The sequence below is a fragment of the Micromonospora sp. NPDC047738 genome, from assembly GCF_040642675.1.
GTDB lineage: Bacteria > Actinomycetota > Actinomycetes > Mycobacteriales > Micromonosporaceae > Micromonospora.
The window spans coordinates 91,460-105,850 of record NZ_JBEYSO010000020.1 but is presented as its reverse complement, the minus strand read 5'-3'; the positions used below and the strand labels follow the sequence as shown (position 1 = coordinate 105,850).

Annotated in this window: 15 protein-coding genes and 1 pseudogene; 5 read left to right on the top strand and 11 right to left on the bottom strand. The window is 71.6% G+C overall.

Annotated elements, in window-relative coordinates:
- Positions 1-32 precede the first annotated feature (32 nt).
- Both ABZ783_RS26330 and ABZ783_RS26325 read left to right on the top strand, forming a co-directional pair.
- Entirely contained in the window at positions 33-1,037 is a 1,005-nt protein-coding gene (locus tag ABZ783_RS26330) for a cation diffusion facilitator family transporter (RefSeq protein ID WP_357442485.1), read from the top strand.
- 58 nt (positions 1,038-1,095) lie between these two features.
- Positions 1,096-2,181 carry a DUF3866 family protein gene (locus ABZ783_RS26325; RefSeq protein ID WP_357442483.1) on the top strand — a complete coding sequence of 362 codons (1,086 nt, stop codon included), beginning with the start codon at positions 1,096-1,098 and terminating at the stop codon, positions 2,179-2,181.
- Between the two features lie 27 nt (positions 2,182-2,208).
- Here ABZ783_RS26325 and ABZ783_RS26320 read toward each other — a convergent pair whose 3' ends face one another.
- Positions 2,209-2,757 (bottom strand): carboxymuconolactone decarboxylase family protein, encoded by a 549-nt coding sequence (locus ABZ783_RS26320; RefSeq protein ID WP_357442481.1) that lies wholly within the window; start codon positions 2,755-2,757, stop codon positions 2,209-2,211.
- A gap of 305 nt (positions 2,758-3,062) precedes the next feature.
- Here ABZ783_RS26320 and ABZ783_RS26315 point away from each other — a divergent pair, with 305 nt between their 5' ends.
- Positions 3,063-3,992 carry a hypothetical protein gene (locus tag ABZ783_RS26315; RefSeq protein ID WP_357442479.1) on the top strand — a complete coding sequence of 310 codons (930 nt, stop codon included), beginning with the start codon at positions 3,063-3,065 and terminating at the stop codon, positions 3,990-3,992.
- A gap of 51 nt (positions 3,993-4,043) precedes the next feature.
- Here ABZ783_RS26315 and ABZ783_RS26310 read toward each other — a convergent pair whose 3' ends face one another.
- A complete protein-coding gene (locus tag ABZ783_RS26310) occupies positions 4,044-4,238 on the bottom strand; it encodes a hypothetical protein (protein ID WP_357442477.1) in 195 nt (64 codons plus the stop codon).
- 57 nt (positions 4,239-4,295) lie between these two features.
- Positions 4,296-5,654: a Pup--protein ligase gene (gene pafA, locus ABZ783_RS26305; RefSeq protein ID WP_073836760.1), complete on the bottom strand. Its 1,359-nt coding sequence runs from the start codon at positions 5,652-5,654 to the stop codon at positions 4,296-4,298.
- A gap of 118 nt (positions 5,655-5,772) precedes the next feature.
- Between pafA and rfbB the strand changes: the two genes are divergently transcribed.
- Complete coding sequence (gene rfbB / locus ABZ783_RS26300) at positions 5,773-6,750, top strand: dTDP-glucose 4,6-dehydratase (RefSeq protein ID WP_357442475.1); 978 nt, start codon at positions 5,773-5,775, stop codon at positions 6,748-6,750.
- Between the two features lie 269 nt (positions 6,751-7,019).
- Here the strand turns inward: rfbB and prcA are convergent.
- The 6 genes and pseudogenes from prcA to arc all read right to left on the bottom strand — a co-directional run.
- Positions 7,020-7,727 (bottom strand): annotated as a pseudogene (prcA, locus tag ABZ783_RS26295) (proteasome subunit alpha); the annotation flags it as partial.
- A gap of 61 nt (positions 7,728-7,788) precedes the next feature.
- Positions 7,789-8,628 (bottom strand): proteasome subunit beta, encoded by an 840-nt coding sequence (prcB, locus tag ABZ783_RS26290; protein WP_357442473.1) that lies wholly within the window; start codon positions 8,626-8,628, stop codon positions 7,789-7,791.
- On the bottom strand, positions 8,547-9,233 hold the full coding sequence (locus tag ABZ783_RS26285) for an endonuclease VII domain-containing protein (protein WP_357442471.1): 687 nt from the start codon (positions 9,231-9,233) through the stop codon (positions 8,547-8,549). The genes prcB and ABZ783_RS26285 overlap by 82 nt, the downstream gene beginning before the upstream one ends.
- A 21-nt stretch (positions 9,234-9,254) precedes the next feature.
- A complete protein-coding gene (locus ABZ783_RS26280) occupies positions 9,255-9,461 on the bottom strand; it encodes a ubiquitin-like protein Pup (protein ID WP_046562769.1) in 207 nt (68 codons plus the stop codon).
- Positions 9,462-9,565: 104 nt separating this feature from the next.
- Positions 9,566-11,083, bottom strand: coding sequence for a depupylase/deamidase Dop (gene dop / locus ABZ783_RS26275; RefSeq protein ID WP_073836756.1), 1,518 nt, complete (start codon positions 11,081-11,083; stop codon positions 9,566-9,568).
- Between the two features lie 253 nt (positions 11,084-11,336).
- Positions 11,337-13,118, bottom strand: a complete 1,782-nt coding sequence (arc, locus tag ABZ783_RS26270) for a proteasome ATPase (protein WP_073836755.1) — start codon at positions 13,116-13,118, stop codon at positions 11,337-11,339.
- Between the two features lie 177 nt (positions 13,119-13,295).
- On the opposite strand from arc, the gene ABZ783_RS26265 reads away from it, so the two are divergent.
- The gene (locus ABZ783_RS26265; protein WP_357442468.1) at positions 13,296-13,589 is read left to right on the top strand and encodes a ferredoxin; all 294 of its coding nucleotides are present in this window, start codon (positions 13,296-13,298) and stop codon (positions 13,587-13,589) included.
- Positions 13,590-13,643: 54 nt separating this feature from the next.
- Here the strand turns inward: ABZ783_RS26265 and ABZ783_RS26260 are convergent, their stop codons facing one another.
- Together ABZ783_RS26260 and ABZ783_RS26255 are read right to left on the bottom strand one after the other, a co-directional pair.
- Positions 13,644-14,216, bottom strand: a complete 573-nt coding sequence (locus ABZ783_RS26260) for a hypothetical protein (protein ID WP_357442466.1) — start codon at positions 14,214-14,216, stop codon at positions 13,644-13,646.
- Complete coding sequence (locus ABZ783_RS26255; protein WP_357442464.1) at positions 14,213-14,368, bottom strand: hypothetical protein; 156 nt, start codon at positions 14,366-14,368, stop codon at positions 14,213-14,215. The genes ABZ783_RS26260 and ABZ783_RS26255 overlap by 4 nt, the downstream gene beginning before the upstream one ends.
- Positions 14,369-14,391 lie beyond the last annotated feature (23 nt).

The window sequence follows — 14,391 nt, the reverse complement described above, 5'->3', positions numbered from 1 at the left end:
CGCAGCGCCGACACCGGCCATATGGTGAGCGCATGGCGGAAGCGGAAGTCAAGCGCGAGAGCGTCGGCACGGTCATCCTGGCCGGCTCGGCGAACCTCGCCATCGCGGTCGCCAAGGCCATCGCCGGCCTGCTCTCCGGGTCGGCGGCGATGCTCTCCGAGGCCGCCCACTCGGTCGCCGACACCACCACCGAGGTGCTGCTCTACCTGGCGCTGCGCCGCGGGGCTCGGCCCGCCGACACCCGGCATCCGTTCGGGTACGGCAAGGAGAGCTACGTCTGGGCGTTCCTCGCCGCGTTGTTCACCTTCGTGGTGGGCGCCGGCTTCGCCATCACCCACGGCGTCACCACCATCCTCGTGCACCAACACAGCGGCAACTACCTGGCGTCGTACGTCGTGCTGGTGGTCTCCTTCGTGGTGGAGTCGGTGTCCCTGACCCGGGCGGTCCGGCAGATCCGTCGCGAGTCCCGCCGCTGGCGGGCCACCCCCCGCCGCTACCTGCGCCTGACCGCCGACACCACCGTCAAGGCCGTCTTCCTGGAGGACACCGCCGCCCTCATCGGCCTGCTCATCGCCGGCGTCGGCCTCGGGCTGTCCGAACTCACCGGCGAGGAACTCTACGACGGGATCGCCTCGATCCTGATCGGCGTGCTGCTGCTGGTGGTCGCCGCCATCCTGGCCCGGAGCAACATCTCGCTGCTGGTGGGCCGGGCCGTCTCCGAGCGCGTGCACCGGAAGATCGAGCACGAGCTGGCCTCGCTGCCCACCGTGGACCGGGTCCACACGCTGATGACCATGGTGCTCGGCCCGGACGACATCCTGGTCGCCGCCAAGGTCGACTTCCACAACGACGCCACCGGCGCCGACATCGAGGCCGCCGCCGACGAGGCCGAGCGGCGGCTCACCGAGCATTACCCCGAGATCGGGTACGTCTTCCTCGACCCCACCCGGTCCATGCCCGGCACCGACCGCGGCCGGGCCCGGCGTACCCAGAACGAGGGCGACCGGCCCGTGGACCAGCAGACCGACACCTTCTGACGCGCGCCGGGCCACCCGGACGCGCCCCGGCCCGCCGACGGCCGATAGTTTCCTGGGCATGGTGCGATGGCGGTCCGGCACGGTCACGGCGGTACGGCGGCGGTGGGCCGGCGCGACGGAACTCGACGTCGACCTGCCCGACGGCGGCCGGATGCGTGCCCTGGCCTACCCGGCGCTGGTCGGCGACCCGGAACCCGGCGACTGGGTGCTGCTCAACGCCGGCGCCCTGCTGATGGGCCTCGGCACCGGCGGATACGCCCTGGTCGTGGCCCTGCCCGACCGGCTCCCCGCCGACCCGCCGCAGGCCGCCGACAGCCGCGGCGCCGGCCACCTGGTCAAGGCCCGCTACACCCCGCTGCAACCGATCCTGCTCGGCGTCGACGAGGAGGCCTCCCCGCACCACGCGGTGCTGGCCGCCGCGGACAGCCTGCACGGGATGCCGGTGGTCACCGCCGACCTGCACTCGGCCCTGCCGGCGATCCTCGCCGGCGTCCACGCCGACGCCCCGCACGCCCGGGTGGCCTACCTGCTCACCGACGGCGGGGCGCTGCCGGCCTGGTTCTCCCGCACCCTCGCCGGGCTCGCCGACCACCTCGCCGGCACGGTCAGCGTCGGCCAGGCGTTCGGCGGCGACCTGGAGGCCAGCACCCTGCACAGCGGGCTGCTCGCCGCCCGGCACGTGCTGCACGCCGACCTCGCGATCGTCGCCCAGGGGCCGGGCAACCTGGGCACCGGCACCCGCTGGGGCTTCTCCGGGGTGGCCGTCGGCGAGGCGGTCAACGCGGTCGCCACCCTCGGCGGCCGGGCGGTCGGCTCGTTGCGCATCTCCGACGCCGATCCGCGCTCTCGGCACCGCGGCGTCTCCCACCACAGCCTCACCGCGTACGGCCGGGTGGCCCTCGCCGCCGCGGAGCTGGTCGTGCCGGACCGCCTCGACCCGGCCCTGGCCGCCGAGGTGGACCAGGCCCTCGCCCCGCTCGCCGACCGGCACCGGATCGTCACCGTGGCCACGGACGGGCTCGACGCGGCGCTGCGGGCCAGCCCGGTCGGCCTGTCGACCATGGGCCGCGGCCTGGACGCCGACCACGCCTACTTCCTGGCCGCGGCCGCCGCCGGCCGGCACGCGGCCCGCCTGCTCGGCTGAGCCGTCCGGCCGGCGGCGGACCGACGCTCAGCTCGCGCCGTAGCCGTGCGCGACGATGTGCGCGGCGGACCGCTCGTACGCCGCCGGGTCCTGCGGCGCCCAGGTGCCCAGGCCGTCGACGTACCGGTTGTACATGCAGAACGCCGCGGCGATCAGCACCGCGTCGTGGATCTCCAGGTCGGTGGCGCCCGCCGCGCGGGCCGCGTCGACCAGCTCGGGGGTGACCTCCCGGCCGCTGCGCTGCACCGCGCCGGCTATCCGCAGCAGCGCCCGCAGCTTTTCGCTGACCGGCGCGGTGGTCACGTCCCGGCGCACCTGCTCCACCAGCGGCATCCCGGACGGCAGCTGGGCGGCCGCGAACGCCGAGTGCGACGAGCAGCAGAACGTGCACTCGTTCAGGCCGGACACGTAGGCGGCGATGAGCTCCCGTTCGCCTGCGGTCAGCGTGGGGTGTGGGGCGCGCAGCAACTGCTCGGCGAGCGCGTTCAGCGGCTTCGCGGTCTCGGGACGGAACCGCATCGGCCCGTTGATGCCCGGGTGGGCCTTCTCGTCCAAGTCAAGATCGATATGTGCCATGACGTCGCCTCCCACCCGAGCCAGCCGTGGCCGACTGCGAACCCGGTCCATCCGGCAACCTGCCAGGCCCCCGGGCGGGGCGGCAACTTCCCCCGTGCGCTGTCCCCGGCGCCGGCCGGTCCGCCGCGGACCGCCCACTCGCCGACCAGCCGCGAAGACCGCACGGCCGAAGACGCCCCGCCGGCCCGGCCGCCCCCATCCTGTCCAGGTATCCGACCCCGGCCGCATCGACCCCGGCCTCCCCGCCCGTCACCGCAGGGGCCCGCCGCGGGACGGCGCGGCCCCGTAGCGGAATGCGAGGCGCCATGTCCCTGCGACAGCTCCCCGAACGCCAACTCCTCACCCCGGCACCCGGCCCCGGGCGCCGCCTCCGGGTCGCCCTGCTCAGCGCGGCAGCCGGCGTCCTGCTCGCCGTCCTGTGGTCGTTCGAGCTGGTCGACAAGGTCATCGGCGACAACGTCGCGAACACCGTGCTCGGCCACGACGCCAAGGCCACCGCGATCACCGGCACCGCCGCCGGGCTGCTCTTCGCGTTCGTCTCCGGCTTCGCCGGCACCTTCACCGCCTGCAACATCGCCATGGCCGCCTCGGTCGGCCCGATGAGCCAGGCGTCCGGCCGCCACGCCAGCGCCGCGCCGCTGCGGTCCCTGCTCCGTCCCGTCGGCTGGCTGGCCCTCGGCATGATCACGGTCTCGGCCGGCTACGGCGCCATCGGCGTCCTGCTCGGCGACCGGCTCCCCCAACTCTCCACCGACGTGGTCGGCGGGGTCCCGGTCCGCCTCATCCAGTCGTCTGTCGTGTTCGGCGTGATCGGCCTGGCGCTGACCTACCTCGGGCTCGCCGCGCTCGGCCTGCTCCCCGACGTCTTCGCCCACCGGCCCGTCGGCCGGGTGGTGACGATGGGCGCGCTGGTCGGCGGCTTCCTCATCGGGCGCCCCTACCCGATGTTCAACAAGCTGTTCCACTGGGCGGCCGACACCGGCAACCCGCTCTACGGGGCACTCGCCTTCACCCTGCAGTCGCTGGGCAACATCCTGCTCGTCACGCTGATCTTCGCGATCGTCGTCGTGGTCAGCCGGGGACGCTTCCTGCGCTGGATGGCCGACCCCCGCCGCGCCGCCGTGGTGACCGGCGCGCTGCTCGTCGCCCTGGGCATCTTCACCGTCGTCTACTGGGACGTGCGACTGCCCGCCCGCTTCGGCATCGGCTGGTTCCCCAGCATGCCGTACAACTGACCGGCCTCGGGGCGGCGCCCGCCGCCGCAGCCGGCGCGGCCGGACCCGGACTCAGCCGGCGAGGAAGATGAACGCCAACCAGCCGACCACGATCAGCGCCAGCACCACCCCCAGCACCCAGGTCGGCACCTTGTACTCGCCACGGCGGTTCCGCTCGATCTCAGCGCGGATCTTCTCCCGGCGCCGGTCGATCCAGTTGAGCTTCTCGGTGCCACGGTCGCGGCCGGAGGGTTCGGAAGTGTTCATCGCGACGCCAGCGTACCCGTGAGCGGGCGGCCGGTGCCCACGGCACCGGCCGCCGCCTCACATGCTCGCGATCAGCCGCTCCACCCGCTCGTCGTACGCCCGGAACGGGTCCTTGCACAGCACCGTCCGCTGCGCCTGGTCGTTCAGCTTCAGGTGCACCCAGTCGACGGTGAAGTCCCGCCGCTTCTCCTGCGCGTGCCGGATGAACTCACCCCGCAGCCGCGCCCGGGTGGTCTGCGGCGGCGTCTCCTTCGCCTCGAAGATCTCCGGGTCGGTGGCCACCCGGTCCACCTCGCCGCGCCGCTCCAGCAGCCCGTACAGGCCCCGCCCACGCCGCAGGTCGTGGTACGCCAGATCCATCTGCGCCACCCGCGGGTGCGACAGCGGCAGGTCGTGCTTGCGCTGGTACCGCTCGATCAGGCGCAGCTTCGTCACCCAGTCGATCTCCCGGGCCACCGGGTCCAGGTCCCCGGTCTCCACCGCCCGCAGCACCCGCGCCCAGAGATCCACCACCCGCTTCGCGGTCTGGTCCCCGCCCCGGCGCTCCACGAACTCCGTCGCCTTCGCCAGGTATTCCTGCTGGATCTCCAGCGCGGAGACCTCCTTGCCGGAGGCCAGCCGCACCTTGCGCCGGCCGGTGATGTCATGCGACACCTCGCGGATCGCCCGGATCGGGTTCTCCAACGTCAGATCCCGCATCACCACCCCGGCCTCGATCATCCGCAGCACGATGTCCGCGGTGCCCACCTTCAGCAGCGTGGTCACCTCGTTCATGTTCGAGTCGCCGACGATCACGTGCAGGCGCCGGTACCGCTCCGCGTCCGCGTGCGGCTCGTCCCGGGTGTTGATGATCGGCCGGCTCCGGGTGGTCGCCGAGGAGACGCCCTCCCAGATGTGCTCGGCCCGCTGCGACAGGCAGTAGACCGCCCCGCGCGGCGTCTGCAGCACCTTCCCCGCACCGCAGATCAATTGCCGGGTGACCAGGAACGGGATCAGCACGTCGGCGAGCCGGCCGAACTCGCCGTGCCGGGACACCAGATAGTTCTCGTGGCAGCCGTACGAGTTGCCGGCCGAGTCGGTGTTGTTCTTGAACAGGTAGATCTCACCCGCGATGCCCTCGTCGTGCAGCCGCTTCTCCGCGTCGACGAGCAGCCCCTCCAGGATCCGCTCCCCCGCCCGGTCGTGGGCCACCAGATCGGTCACCGAGTCGCATTCCGGCGTCGCGTACTCCGGGTGCGAGCCCACGTCCAGGTAGAGCCGGGCCCCGTTGCGCAGAAACACGTTGCTCGACCGGCCCCACGACACCACCCGCCGGAACAGGTACCGCGCGACCTCGTCGGGGGACAGCCGGCGCTGCCCGCGATAGGTGCAGGTGACGCCGTACTCGGTCTCGAGGCCGAAGATTCGCCGCTCCATGATGTGACATTAGCCGCCCGGGGCCCCAATTGGGCAGCGCTCAACCCAGTGGTCTCATCCGCACCGAGCCTGGCATTCCCCGCATCCGCGCATCCCACCGCCGGGTACGGTCCCAGCCGTGAGAATCCTCGTCACCGGCGGCGCCGGCTTCATCGGATCGGCGTACGTCCGGCGGCTGCTCACCGGCGCCGAGCCGGACGTGCCGGTGGACGCCCTCACCGTGCTCGACGCCTGGACCTACGCCGCCACCGACGCCGCCCTCGACCCGGTACGCGCCGACCCCCGGCTGCGGGTCGTCCGCGGCGACATCCGCGACGCCGCCCTCGTCGACGCCACCGTCCCCGGTCACGACGTCGTCGTGCACCTCGCCGCCGAATCCCACGTCGACCGCTCCATCACCGATGCCGCCCCGTTCGTCACCACCAACGTGGTGGGCACCCAGATCCTGCTCGACGCCGCCCTGCGCCACGGGGTCGGCCGGTTCGTGCAGGTCTCCACCGACGAGGTGTACGGGTCCATCGACACCGGCTCGTGGACCGAGCAGACGCCGCTGCGGCCCAGCTCCCCCTACTCGGCCAGCAAGGCCGGCGCCGACCTGCTCGCCCTCGCCTACCATCGCACCCACGGCCTCGACGTCGTCATCACCCGCGGCGCCAACACCTACGGCCCGTACCAGTACCCCGAGAAGATCGTGCCGCTGTTCGCCACCAACCTGCTCGACGGGCACGACGTGCCGCTGTACGGCGACGGCGGCAACGTCCGCGACTGGCTGCACGTCGACGACCACTGCCACGGCATCGCGCTGGCCCAGCTCAACGGCCGGGCCGGCGGCGTCTACCACCTCGGCAGCGGCACCGAACTGACCAACCGGGACCTCACCGGCCGCCTCCTCGCCGCCTGCGGCGCCGGTTGGGACCGCGTCCGGCCGGTCGCCGACCGCCGGGGCCACGACCGCCGCTACTCGCTGGACTGCACCATCACCCGCCGCGAACTCGGCTGGGTGCCCACCGTCGACCTGGACGGCGGGCTCGCCGAGACGGTCGGCTGGTACCGGACCAACCGCGCCTGGTGGCAGCCGCTCAAGCCGCACCGCTGATCCGCCGGGCAGCGACGACCAGGTCCGGCACGTCCACCGGGATCCGCCGCCGCCTCGCCGCGCGACGTCTGCCGGCCCGGCCCGCCACGGGCGGCGTCACCCAGGCGAGCCGCGCCGCACCGGGCGCGCGCCGGGCCCGACCGTCAGTCCCCCGACTGCTCGCCCTGCTGGCCCTCCAGGTCCGCCGAACCAGCCGACGTGGTCGGCTTCTTCGCCTCCTCGGTGGGCGACGTCGGGGTCTGCGCCCGCCCCGGCGCCGGCGCGGTGTCCGCGCTCGCGTCCCCCTCCAGCAGCGCGGTCAACGCCGCCCCGGTGACCCGCCGGAACGTCCGCCCCACCCGGCGGCGGTCCAGCACCGCCACCTCCATCTGGTTCGCGGCGATGGTACGGGCCGCCCCGCCCTCCCCGCCCACGCTGCCGAGCGCCTTCACCGCGGCCTGGATCGCCTCGGACAGCGACATCTCCGGCCGGTGCTCGTTCTTCAGCACTCCGGTGATCGCCTCGGCCTGGCCACCCATCGCCATCCGGCCCGGCTCGTCGTTGACCGAACCGTCGTACGTCACCCGGTAGAGCGAATCGTCGTCCGGCGTGGCACCCACCTCCGCCACGCACACCTCCACCTCGAACGGCTTCGACTGCTCGGTGAAGATGGCACCCAGCGTCTGCGCGTACGCGTTGGCCAGCGCCAGGCCGGTGACGTCCCGCCGGTCGTAGCTCAGGCCGTTCAGATCGGCCATCCGCACCCCGGCCCGGCGCAGGTTCTCGAACTCGTTGTAGCGGCCCACCGCCGCGAAACCGATCCGGTCGTAGATCTCGCTGACCTTGTGCAGGGTGCTGGACAGGTTCTCCGCGACGAAGAGGACCCCGCCCTCGTAGCTCAGGACCACCGCGCTCCGGCCCCGGGCGATGCCCTTGCGGGCCAACTCGGAACGGTCGCGCATGATCTGCTCGGGCGAGGCGTAGAACTGCATGGCCACGGCGGCGGTTCTCCTTCGGGCGCTGTGCTGCGGACTGCTGACGGGTGAGGTGGGAGCGGGGTCAGCCGCCCGGGTTCTCCATCCGGCCGGCCACGACGCTCTCCGCGATCGCCGCCGTCTCGGCCTCGGTGAGCCGGTGCGTGCCCTCCGCCGTCGCGGTCATCACCACCGGGTAGATCCGGCGGGTCAGATCCGGGCCACCGGTCGCGGTGTCGTCGTCGGCCGCGTCGTAGAGCGCCTCGACAGCGAGCCGCACCGCGTCGTCGATCGACAGGCCCGCCCGGAACCGCTTCTTCAACGCCGACTTGGCGAACAGCGAGCCGGACCCGATCGCGTCGTAGCCGGTCTCCTCGTACGGGCCGCCGGTCACGTCGAAACTGAAGATCCGGCCGGCCCGGGCCGGGTCGCTGGCCGCCAGGTCGAACCCGGCGAACAGCGGGATCACCGCGAGGCCCTGCATCGCCGCGCCCAGGTTGCCCCGGATCATCGCGGCCAGCCGATTGGCCTTGCCGTCGAGCGAGAGCATGGCGCCCTCGATCTTCTCGTAGTGCTCGAGTTCCACCTGGAACAGTCGCATCAGCTCGATGCCGATGCCCGCGGTGCCCGCGATGCCGACCAGCGAGTACGCGTCGGCCGGGTGCACTTTCTCGATGTCCCGCTGAGCGATCAGGTTGCCCATCGTGGCGCGCCGGTCGCCGGCCATCACCACGCCACCGGCGGCCGAGATGGCCACGATGGTCGTCGCGTGCGGCGCCATGTCGGCGGCCATGCCGGGCGGCAGCGGCCGCCGGCCGGGCAGCATCTCGGGGGCCACCTTGCTCAGGAACGCTGTGAAGGAGGACGTCCCCGCGTTGGTGAACACATCTGGTAGACGCCCGGATGGATCAAAACCCGCTGCCACGTGGTTCCTCTCAGGTACGTGATCGCCCTGGCCAGCCGCACGGGACTGTCACGGAACTGGCCAAGACCACCATTACAGTTGAAGCAGAGTATCCCGCGCACCCACCCGGTGCGATGATCGTGGTCCACATGTTCCGGATCGGGTGCGGCGCAGACCGCGCAGACTCCACCCTGCTCGGCGAGGAGCTCGTCGAACTCCTTCTGCCCTACCCCGTAACGCCGGCGCAGGTGGTACTCGCGATTGCCGCCGTAGAGCCGCTGCTTGGTCTCGCTGGTACGTGTGTTGTGACAGGGCTTGCAGTACGTGGCGTAACCCGTGCTGTCGGAGCGATTGCGCGGGAAGTCAGCCACGGGCCTGACGGTTCCACAGTCGGCGCAGAAGCGGTGGCCGTCCGGGAGTTCCCGGGCAGGCTTCACCTCTCGGCCGTACCTCTCGCTCACTCGCTTGGCGTAACTGGCCTTCGACCGCTCGTTGAAGCAGGGCTTGCAATAGCTGCCGCGACCGCTGGGACGTTTGCTGCTCGCGCAGAATTCATCGAGCAGCTTCCATTCCCCGCAGTCGCGGCAACGGCGCCGGCCGTCTCGATCATCCAAGGGAAGCGGCATGTCCGTTTCACCCTGATATAATCACTCCCCCCCTTTTTGTACGTATCCCCTCACGAACTCTTCTGCGTTCTCCTCCAGGACGGAGTCGATCTCGTCGAGCAGGTCGTCGACGTCCTCGGTGATCTCGGCGTGCCGCTCAGCAACCTCGGGGTTGGCCTGCGCGGTGACCTCCTCGACCTCCTCGTGCGACTTGCCGGACTGGGTCTGGCCGCCTTCTTGGGTCGCCATCGTTGCCTCCTCCACGATCCCTGCGATCAACTTACCTCGCGCAGACGACGAAAAGCCCGTCGCGCGCCGGGTTCCAGCGCGGGACGGGCTTTCCGGCATCCGGCTCAGCCGCCGGTCAGCGTCTCCAGCAGGTCCTTGGCACTCTCGCACCGGTCGAACAGCTGCCCGACGTGCTTGCGGGTGCCCCGCTCGGGTTCCATCATCGGCACCCGGACCAGCGACTCCCGGCCCACGTCGAAGATGACCGAGTCCCAGCTCGCGGCGACCACCTCGGAGGCGTACTGGGCCAGGCAGCGGCCGCGGAAGTAGGCCCGGGTGTCCTCCGGCGGTTCCGTCATCGCGGTGCGGCTCTGCTCGTCGCTGAGCAGCGTCCGCATCGCGCCGCGGGTCACCAGCCGGTGGTAGAGCCCCTTCTCGGGCCTGACGTCGGAGTACTGGAGGTCGACCAGCTGGAGCTTGTGCGCGCCCCAGCCGAGCTTCTCCCGCTCCCGGTAGCCCTCCAGCAGCCGCAGCTTGGCCACCCAGTCCAGCTCGTCGGCGCAGAGGAAGGCGTCGCGGCCGAGCCGGTCGAGCACGCTCTCCCAGCGGTCGAGCACGTCCGCCGTCTGCTCGTCGACGTCGGTGCCGTACCGGTCGTCCACGAAGGACCGAACCCGCTCCAGGTACGCCCACTGGACGTCCAGGGCGGTCAGCCTGCGGCCATCGCGCATCCGCATGAGGTGCTTGAGCGACGGGTCGTGGCTGACCGCGCGCAGCTCACTGACCGGGTCGGCGATGCCGAGGTCGGGGCCGAGCGCCTTCTCCTCGATCATGGTGAGGATCAGCGCGGTGGTGCCGACCTTGAGGTACGTGGAGATCTCCGACAGGTTGGCGTCGCCGATGATGACGTGGAGCCGGCGGTACTTGTCGGCGTCCGCGTGCGGCTCGTCGCGGGTGTTGATGATCGGCCGTTTGAGGGTGGTCTCCAGCCCCACCTCGACCTCGAAGAAGTCTGCCCGTTGGGAGATCTGGAAGCCGCTCTGGCCGCCGTCCTGGCCGATGCCGACCCGGCCGGCGCCGCAGACCACCTGACGGGTGACGAAGAACGGCGTCAGGTACGCCACGATGTCGGCGAACGGGGTCTGCCGCCGCATCAGGTAGTTCTCGTGGGCGCCGTAGCTGGCGCCCTTGTTGTCGGTGTTGTTCTTGTAGAGGTGGATCGGGTGGGTGCCCGGGATGGTGGCGGCCCGCCGGGCCGCCTCGGCCATCACCCGCTCCCCCGCCTTGTCCCAGCGGACCAGGTCCAGGGGGTTGGTCACCTCGGGGGTGGAGTACTCCGGGTGGGCGTGGTCGACGTACAGCCGGGCCCCGTTGGTGAGTATGACGTTGGCCAGCCCCAGGTCCTCGTCGGCGAGCGCCTCCGCCGGGTCGTACGCGGCGCCGGAGTAGGTGAAGCCGCGGGCGTCGCGCAGCGGCGACTCCTCCTCGTAGTCCCAGCGGGCCCGGCCACCCCGGTTGAGTTCCGGGCGCGCCCCGTAGGCGTTGACCACCTGCGAGGAGGTGACCATCGGGTTGGCCCCGGCCTGGCCGGGCACGGAGATGCCGTACTCGACCTCGGTGCCCATGATCCGTCTTACGCTCATCGACCTGCCCGCTCCGCTCGCCGTCCCGGTCCCCCCGTCACGTCGAGCGTAGTCGTCGTCACGCGGGATGGGGGCGTGGCGGCCCGGGGGCGTACGGTGTGGCGGCTCGCGCCACCGCCTCGCTGCGGTCGGCGCCGCGTGCGGCATCACGGCGCTGAGCAGTTCGCTCGCTGCGCTCGCTCACGGCGGGGCCGGACGCGGACGCGCGGAGGCCCGCGGCGCGGGCGCCACGGGCCTCCGGTCGTGCGTCGGACTACAGGTACTGGCCGGTGTTGCTGGCGGTCTCTATCGACCTGCCGGCCTCGGCGCCCTTGCCGCCGGAGACGAGCGTGCGGATGTAGACGATCCGCTCGCCCTTCTTGCCGGAGATGCGCGCCCAGTCGTCCGGGTTGGTGGTGTTGGGCAGGTCCTCGTTCTCGCGGAACTCGTCGACGCAGGCGTCGAGCAGGTGCTGCAGCCGCAGCCCCTTGCGCCCGGAGGTGAGGAACTCCTTGATGGCCATCTTCTTGCCCCGGTCGACGATGTTCTGGATCATCGCGCCGGAGTTGAAGTCCTTGAAGTAGAGGACTTCCTTGTCGCCGTTGGCGTAGGTGACCTCGAGGAACCGGTTCTCCTCGGTCTCCGAGTACATCCGCAGCACCACCGCGTCGATCATCGCGGCGACGGTGGCCTGCGGGTCGCCACCGTGCTCGGCCAGGTCGTCCGCGTGCAGCGGCAGACCCGCCAGGATGTACTTGGAGAAGATGTCCTTGGCCGCCTCGGCGTCCGGCCGCTCGATCTTGATCTTCACGTCGAGCCGGCCGGGACGCAGGATCGCCGGGTCGATCATGTCTTCCCGGTTGGAGGCGCCGATGACGATGACGTTCTCCAGGCCCTCCACACCGTCGATCTCGCTGAGCAGCTGCGGGACGATGGTGTTCTCCACGTCGGAGGAGACGCCGGAGCCGCGGGTGCGGAACACGGAGTCCATCTCGTCGAAGAACACGATCACCGGGGTGCCCTCGCCGGCCTTCTCCCGCGCCCGCTGGAAGATCAACCGGATGTGCCGCTCGGTCTCGCCGACGTACTTGTTGAGCAGTTCGGGACCCTTGATGTTGAGGAAGAAGCTGGTGTGCTTCTCCTCGCCGCGCCGCTCGGCGATCTTCTTGGCCAGCGAGTTGGCCACCGCCTTGGCGATCAGGGTCTTGCCGCAGCCGGGCGGGCCGTAGAGCAGGATGCCCTTCGGCGGCCGGAGCTGGTGCTCGCGGAACAGGTCGGAGTGCAGGAACGGCAGTTCCACCGCGTCGCGGATCTGCTCGATCTGCGCCTGAAGGCCACCGATGTCCTCGTAGCCGACATCGGGCACCTCCTCCAGGACGAGCTCCTCGACCTCGCTCTTCGGGATCCGCTCATAGGCGTACGCCGAGCGGGGCTCGATCATCAGCGAGTCGCCGGCCCTTATCGAGGTGCCGATCAGGGTCTCCGCGAGGTGCACGATCCGCTCCTCGTCGGAGTGGGAGACCACCAGCGCCCGGTCACCGGGAGCGCCATCGGGTCCGGCGAGCACCTCCTTGAGCATCACCACCTCGCCGACCCGCTCGTAGCCGAACGCGTCCACGATGTTGAGCGCGTCGTTGAGCAGGACCTCCTGGCCGCGACGCAGTTCGTCGACGTCCAGCGAGGGCGAGACGGCAACCCGAAGTTTGCGCCCGCCGGTGAAGACGTCCACCGTGCCGTCGTCGTGCTTGGCCAGGAAGACGCCGTAGCCACTCGGGGGCTGTGCGAGGCGGTCGATCTCCTCCTTGAGCGTCACGATCTGCGCGCGAGCCTCCTTGAGGGTGCTCACGAGCCGCTCGTTGTTCTCGGTCAGCCGCGCCAACTGGGCCTGGGTGGCCGCCAGCCGCTCCTCGAGCTGCCGGACGTGTCGGGGGCTTTCGGTCAACTTGCGCCGCACCAGGGCGAGTTCCTCTTGCAGGAACGCGACCTGCGTGGAGAGATCGTGGGCCTCCTTCTCCCACCGTGCGGCGCGCGAGTCCGCGTCGTCGCTGCGTGCCACGTCCCACCTCCCCGGGGGCTCGAACGTTCTGAGCTAACACTAGCCGCTGTGAGCCCGATTCGGTCCTCCGCAACGCGCCCGTCACCGAAGCTTGATCGCCAAGGGCTGGTCGCCGGGCGGGTACGGCCGTTCGGGTACCGTCGGGCCGTGGGACGGGAGAACATGGGGGGTGCACCGGTGGCAGAGGTCGCGACGGACCAGCTTCAGGTCTGGGTGGACCAGGATCTCTGCACGGGCGACGGGCTGTGCGTGCAGTACGCGCCCGAGGTCTTCGAGTTCGACCTGGACGGCCTGGCGTACGTCAAGGGCTCCGACGGCCAGCTACAGCTGGCCGCGGGGGCCCGGGTGGACGTGCCGGAGCACCTGCGCCTCGAGGTGATCGACTCGGCGAAGGAGTGCCCGGGCGAGTGCATTCACGTGGTGCGCGCCGGCGACGGTGTCGAGGTGGCCGGGCCGGACGCCGAGGACTGACCCCCGACGTTCGAGGCGGTGCGGGCCGGGGACGTCCCCGGCCCGCCGCCGTCTCTACAGCAGGGGGCGGCCGACCACCGAGGCGACCATCCGGGCGAACTCCTCCAGCCGGGCGATCTGCCCGGCGCCGCCGTCGTCGAGGGTCTTGCCGAACCGTAGCGCGTCGTGCCGGGGCGCGCCGGTGATCTCGTCGCCGGGCGGCGCCTCGTCCAGGGAGCTGAGCAGCAGGTAGACGTCGATGCTGTCGACCCGGATCGCGCCGCTGTCGGTGCGGGTGAGCCGCCGCCGGCAGCCCACCTCGGTGATCGTGGAGACCGGCACCACCCGCAGCGAGGAGGTCATCGACCCGGGCGGCCCCTCGCCGGGCGGCACGTCCTCGCCGTGCCAGAGGACCAGGCGGCTGCCGTCACAGACGACCACCTCCTGCCACACCCCGTTGACCTCGTTGACGAAGCGTTCCAGGGTGAAGCCGAGCACGGAGGCGCCGCGCAGCACCCCGCCGAGGGCCTCCAGGGCGATGTCGGGATCGCGCAGGTACGCCCGCGTGGCCGACTCCAGATCGGCGTAGGGCGACCAGTCGGGAAAAACGGCGGGCAGGTCGCCGTTGCCGTAGCCGGGGCTGCTCATGCCGCCGCCTCCCGCCGGCTGGCGACGAGAGAGTCGGCCGCGCCGAGCCCGACGATCCGCTCGCTGCGCTCACTCGTCCCGCTGCCGCGCCGCCGCCGGTCCCGCCCGCCCAGGCGGGCCCGGCGTCCGCCGCACGCCGTTCGCTCGCTCATGCCACCGTCTCCGCCCGTTCGGT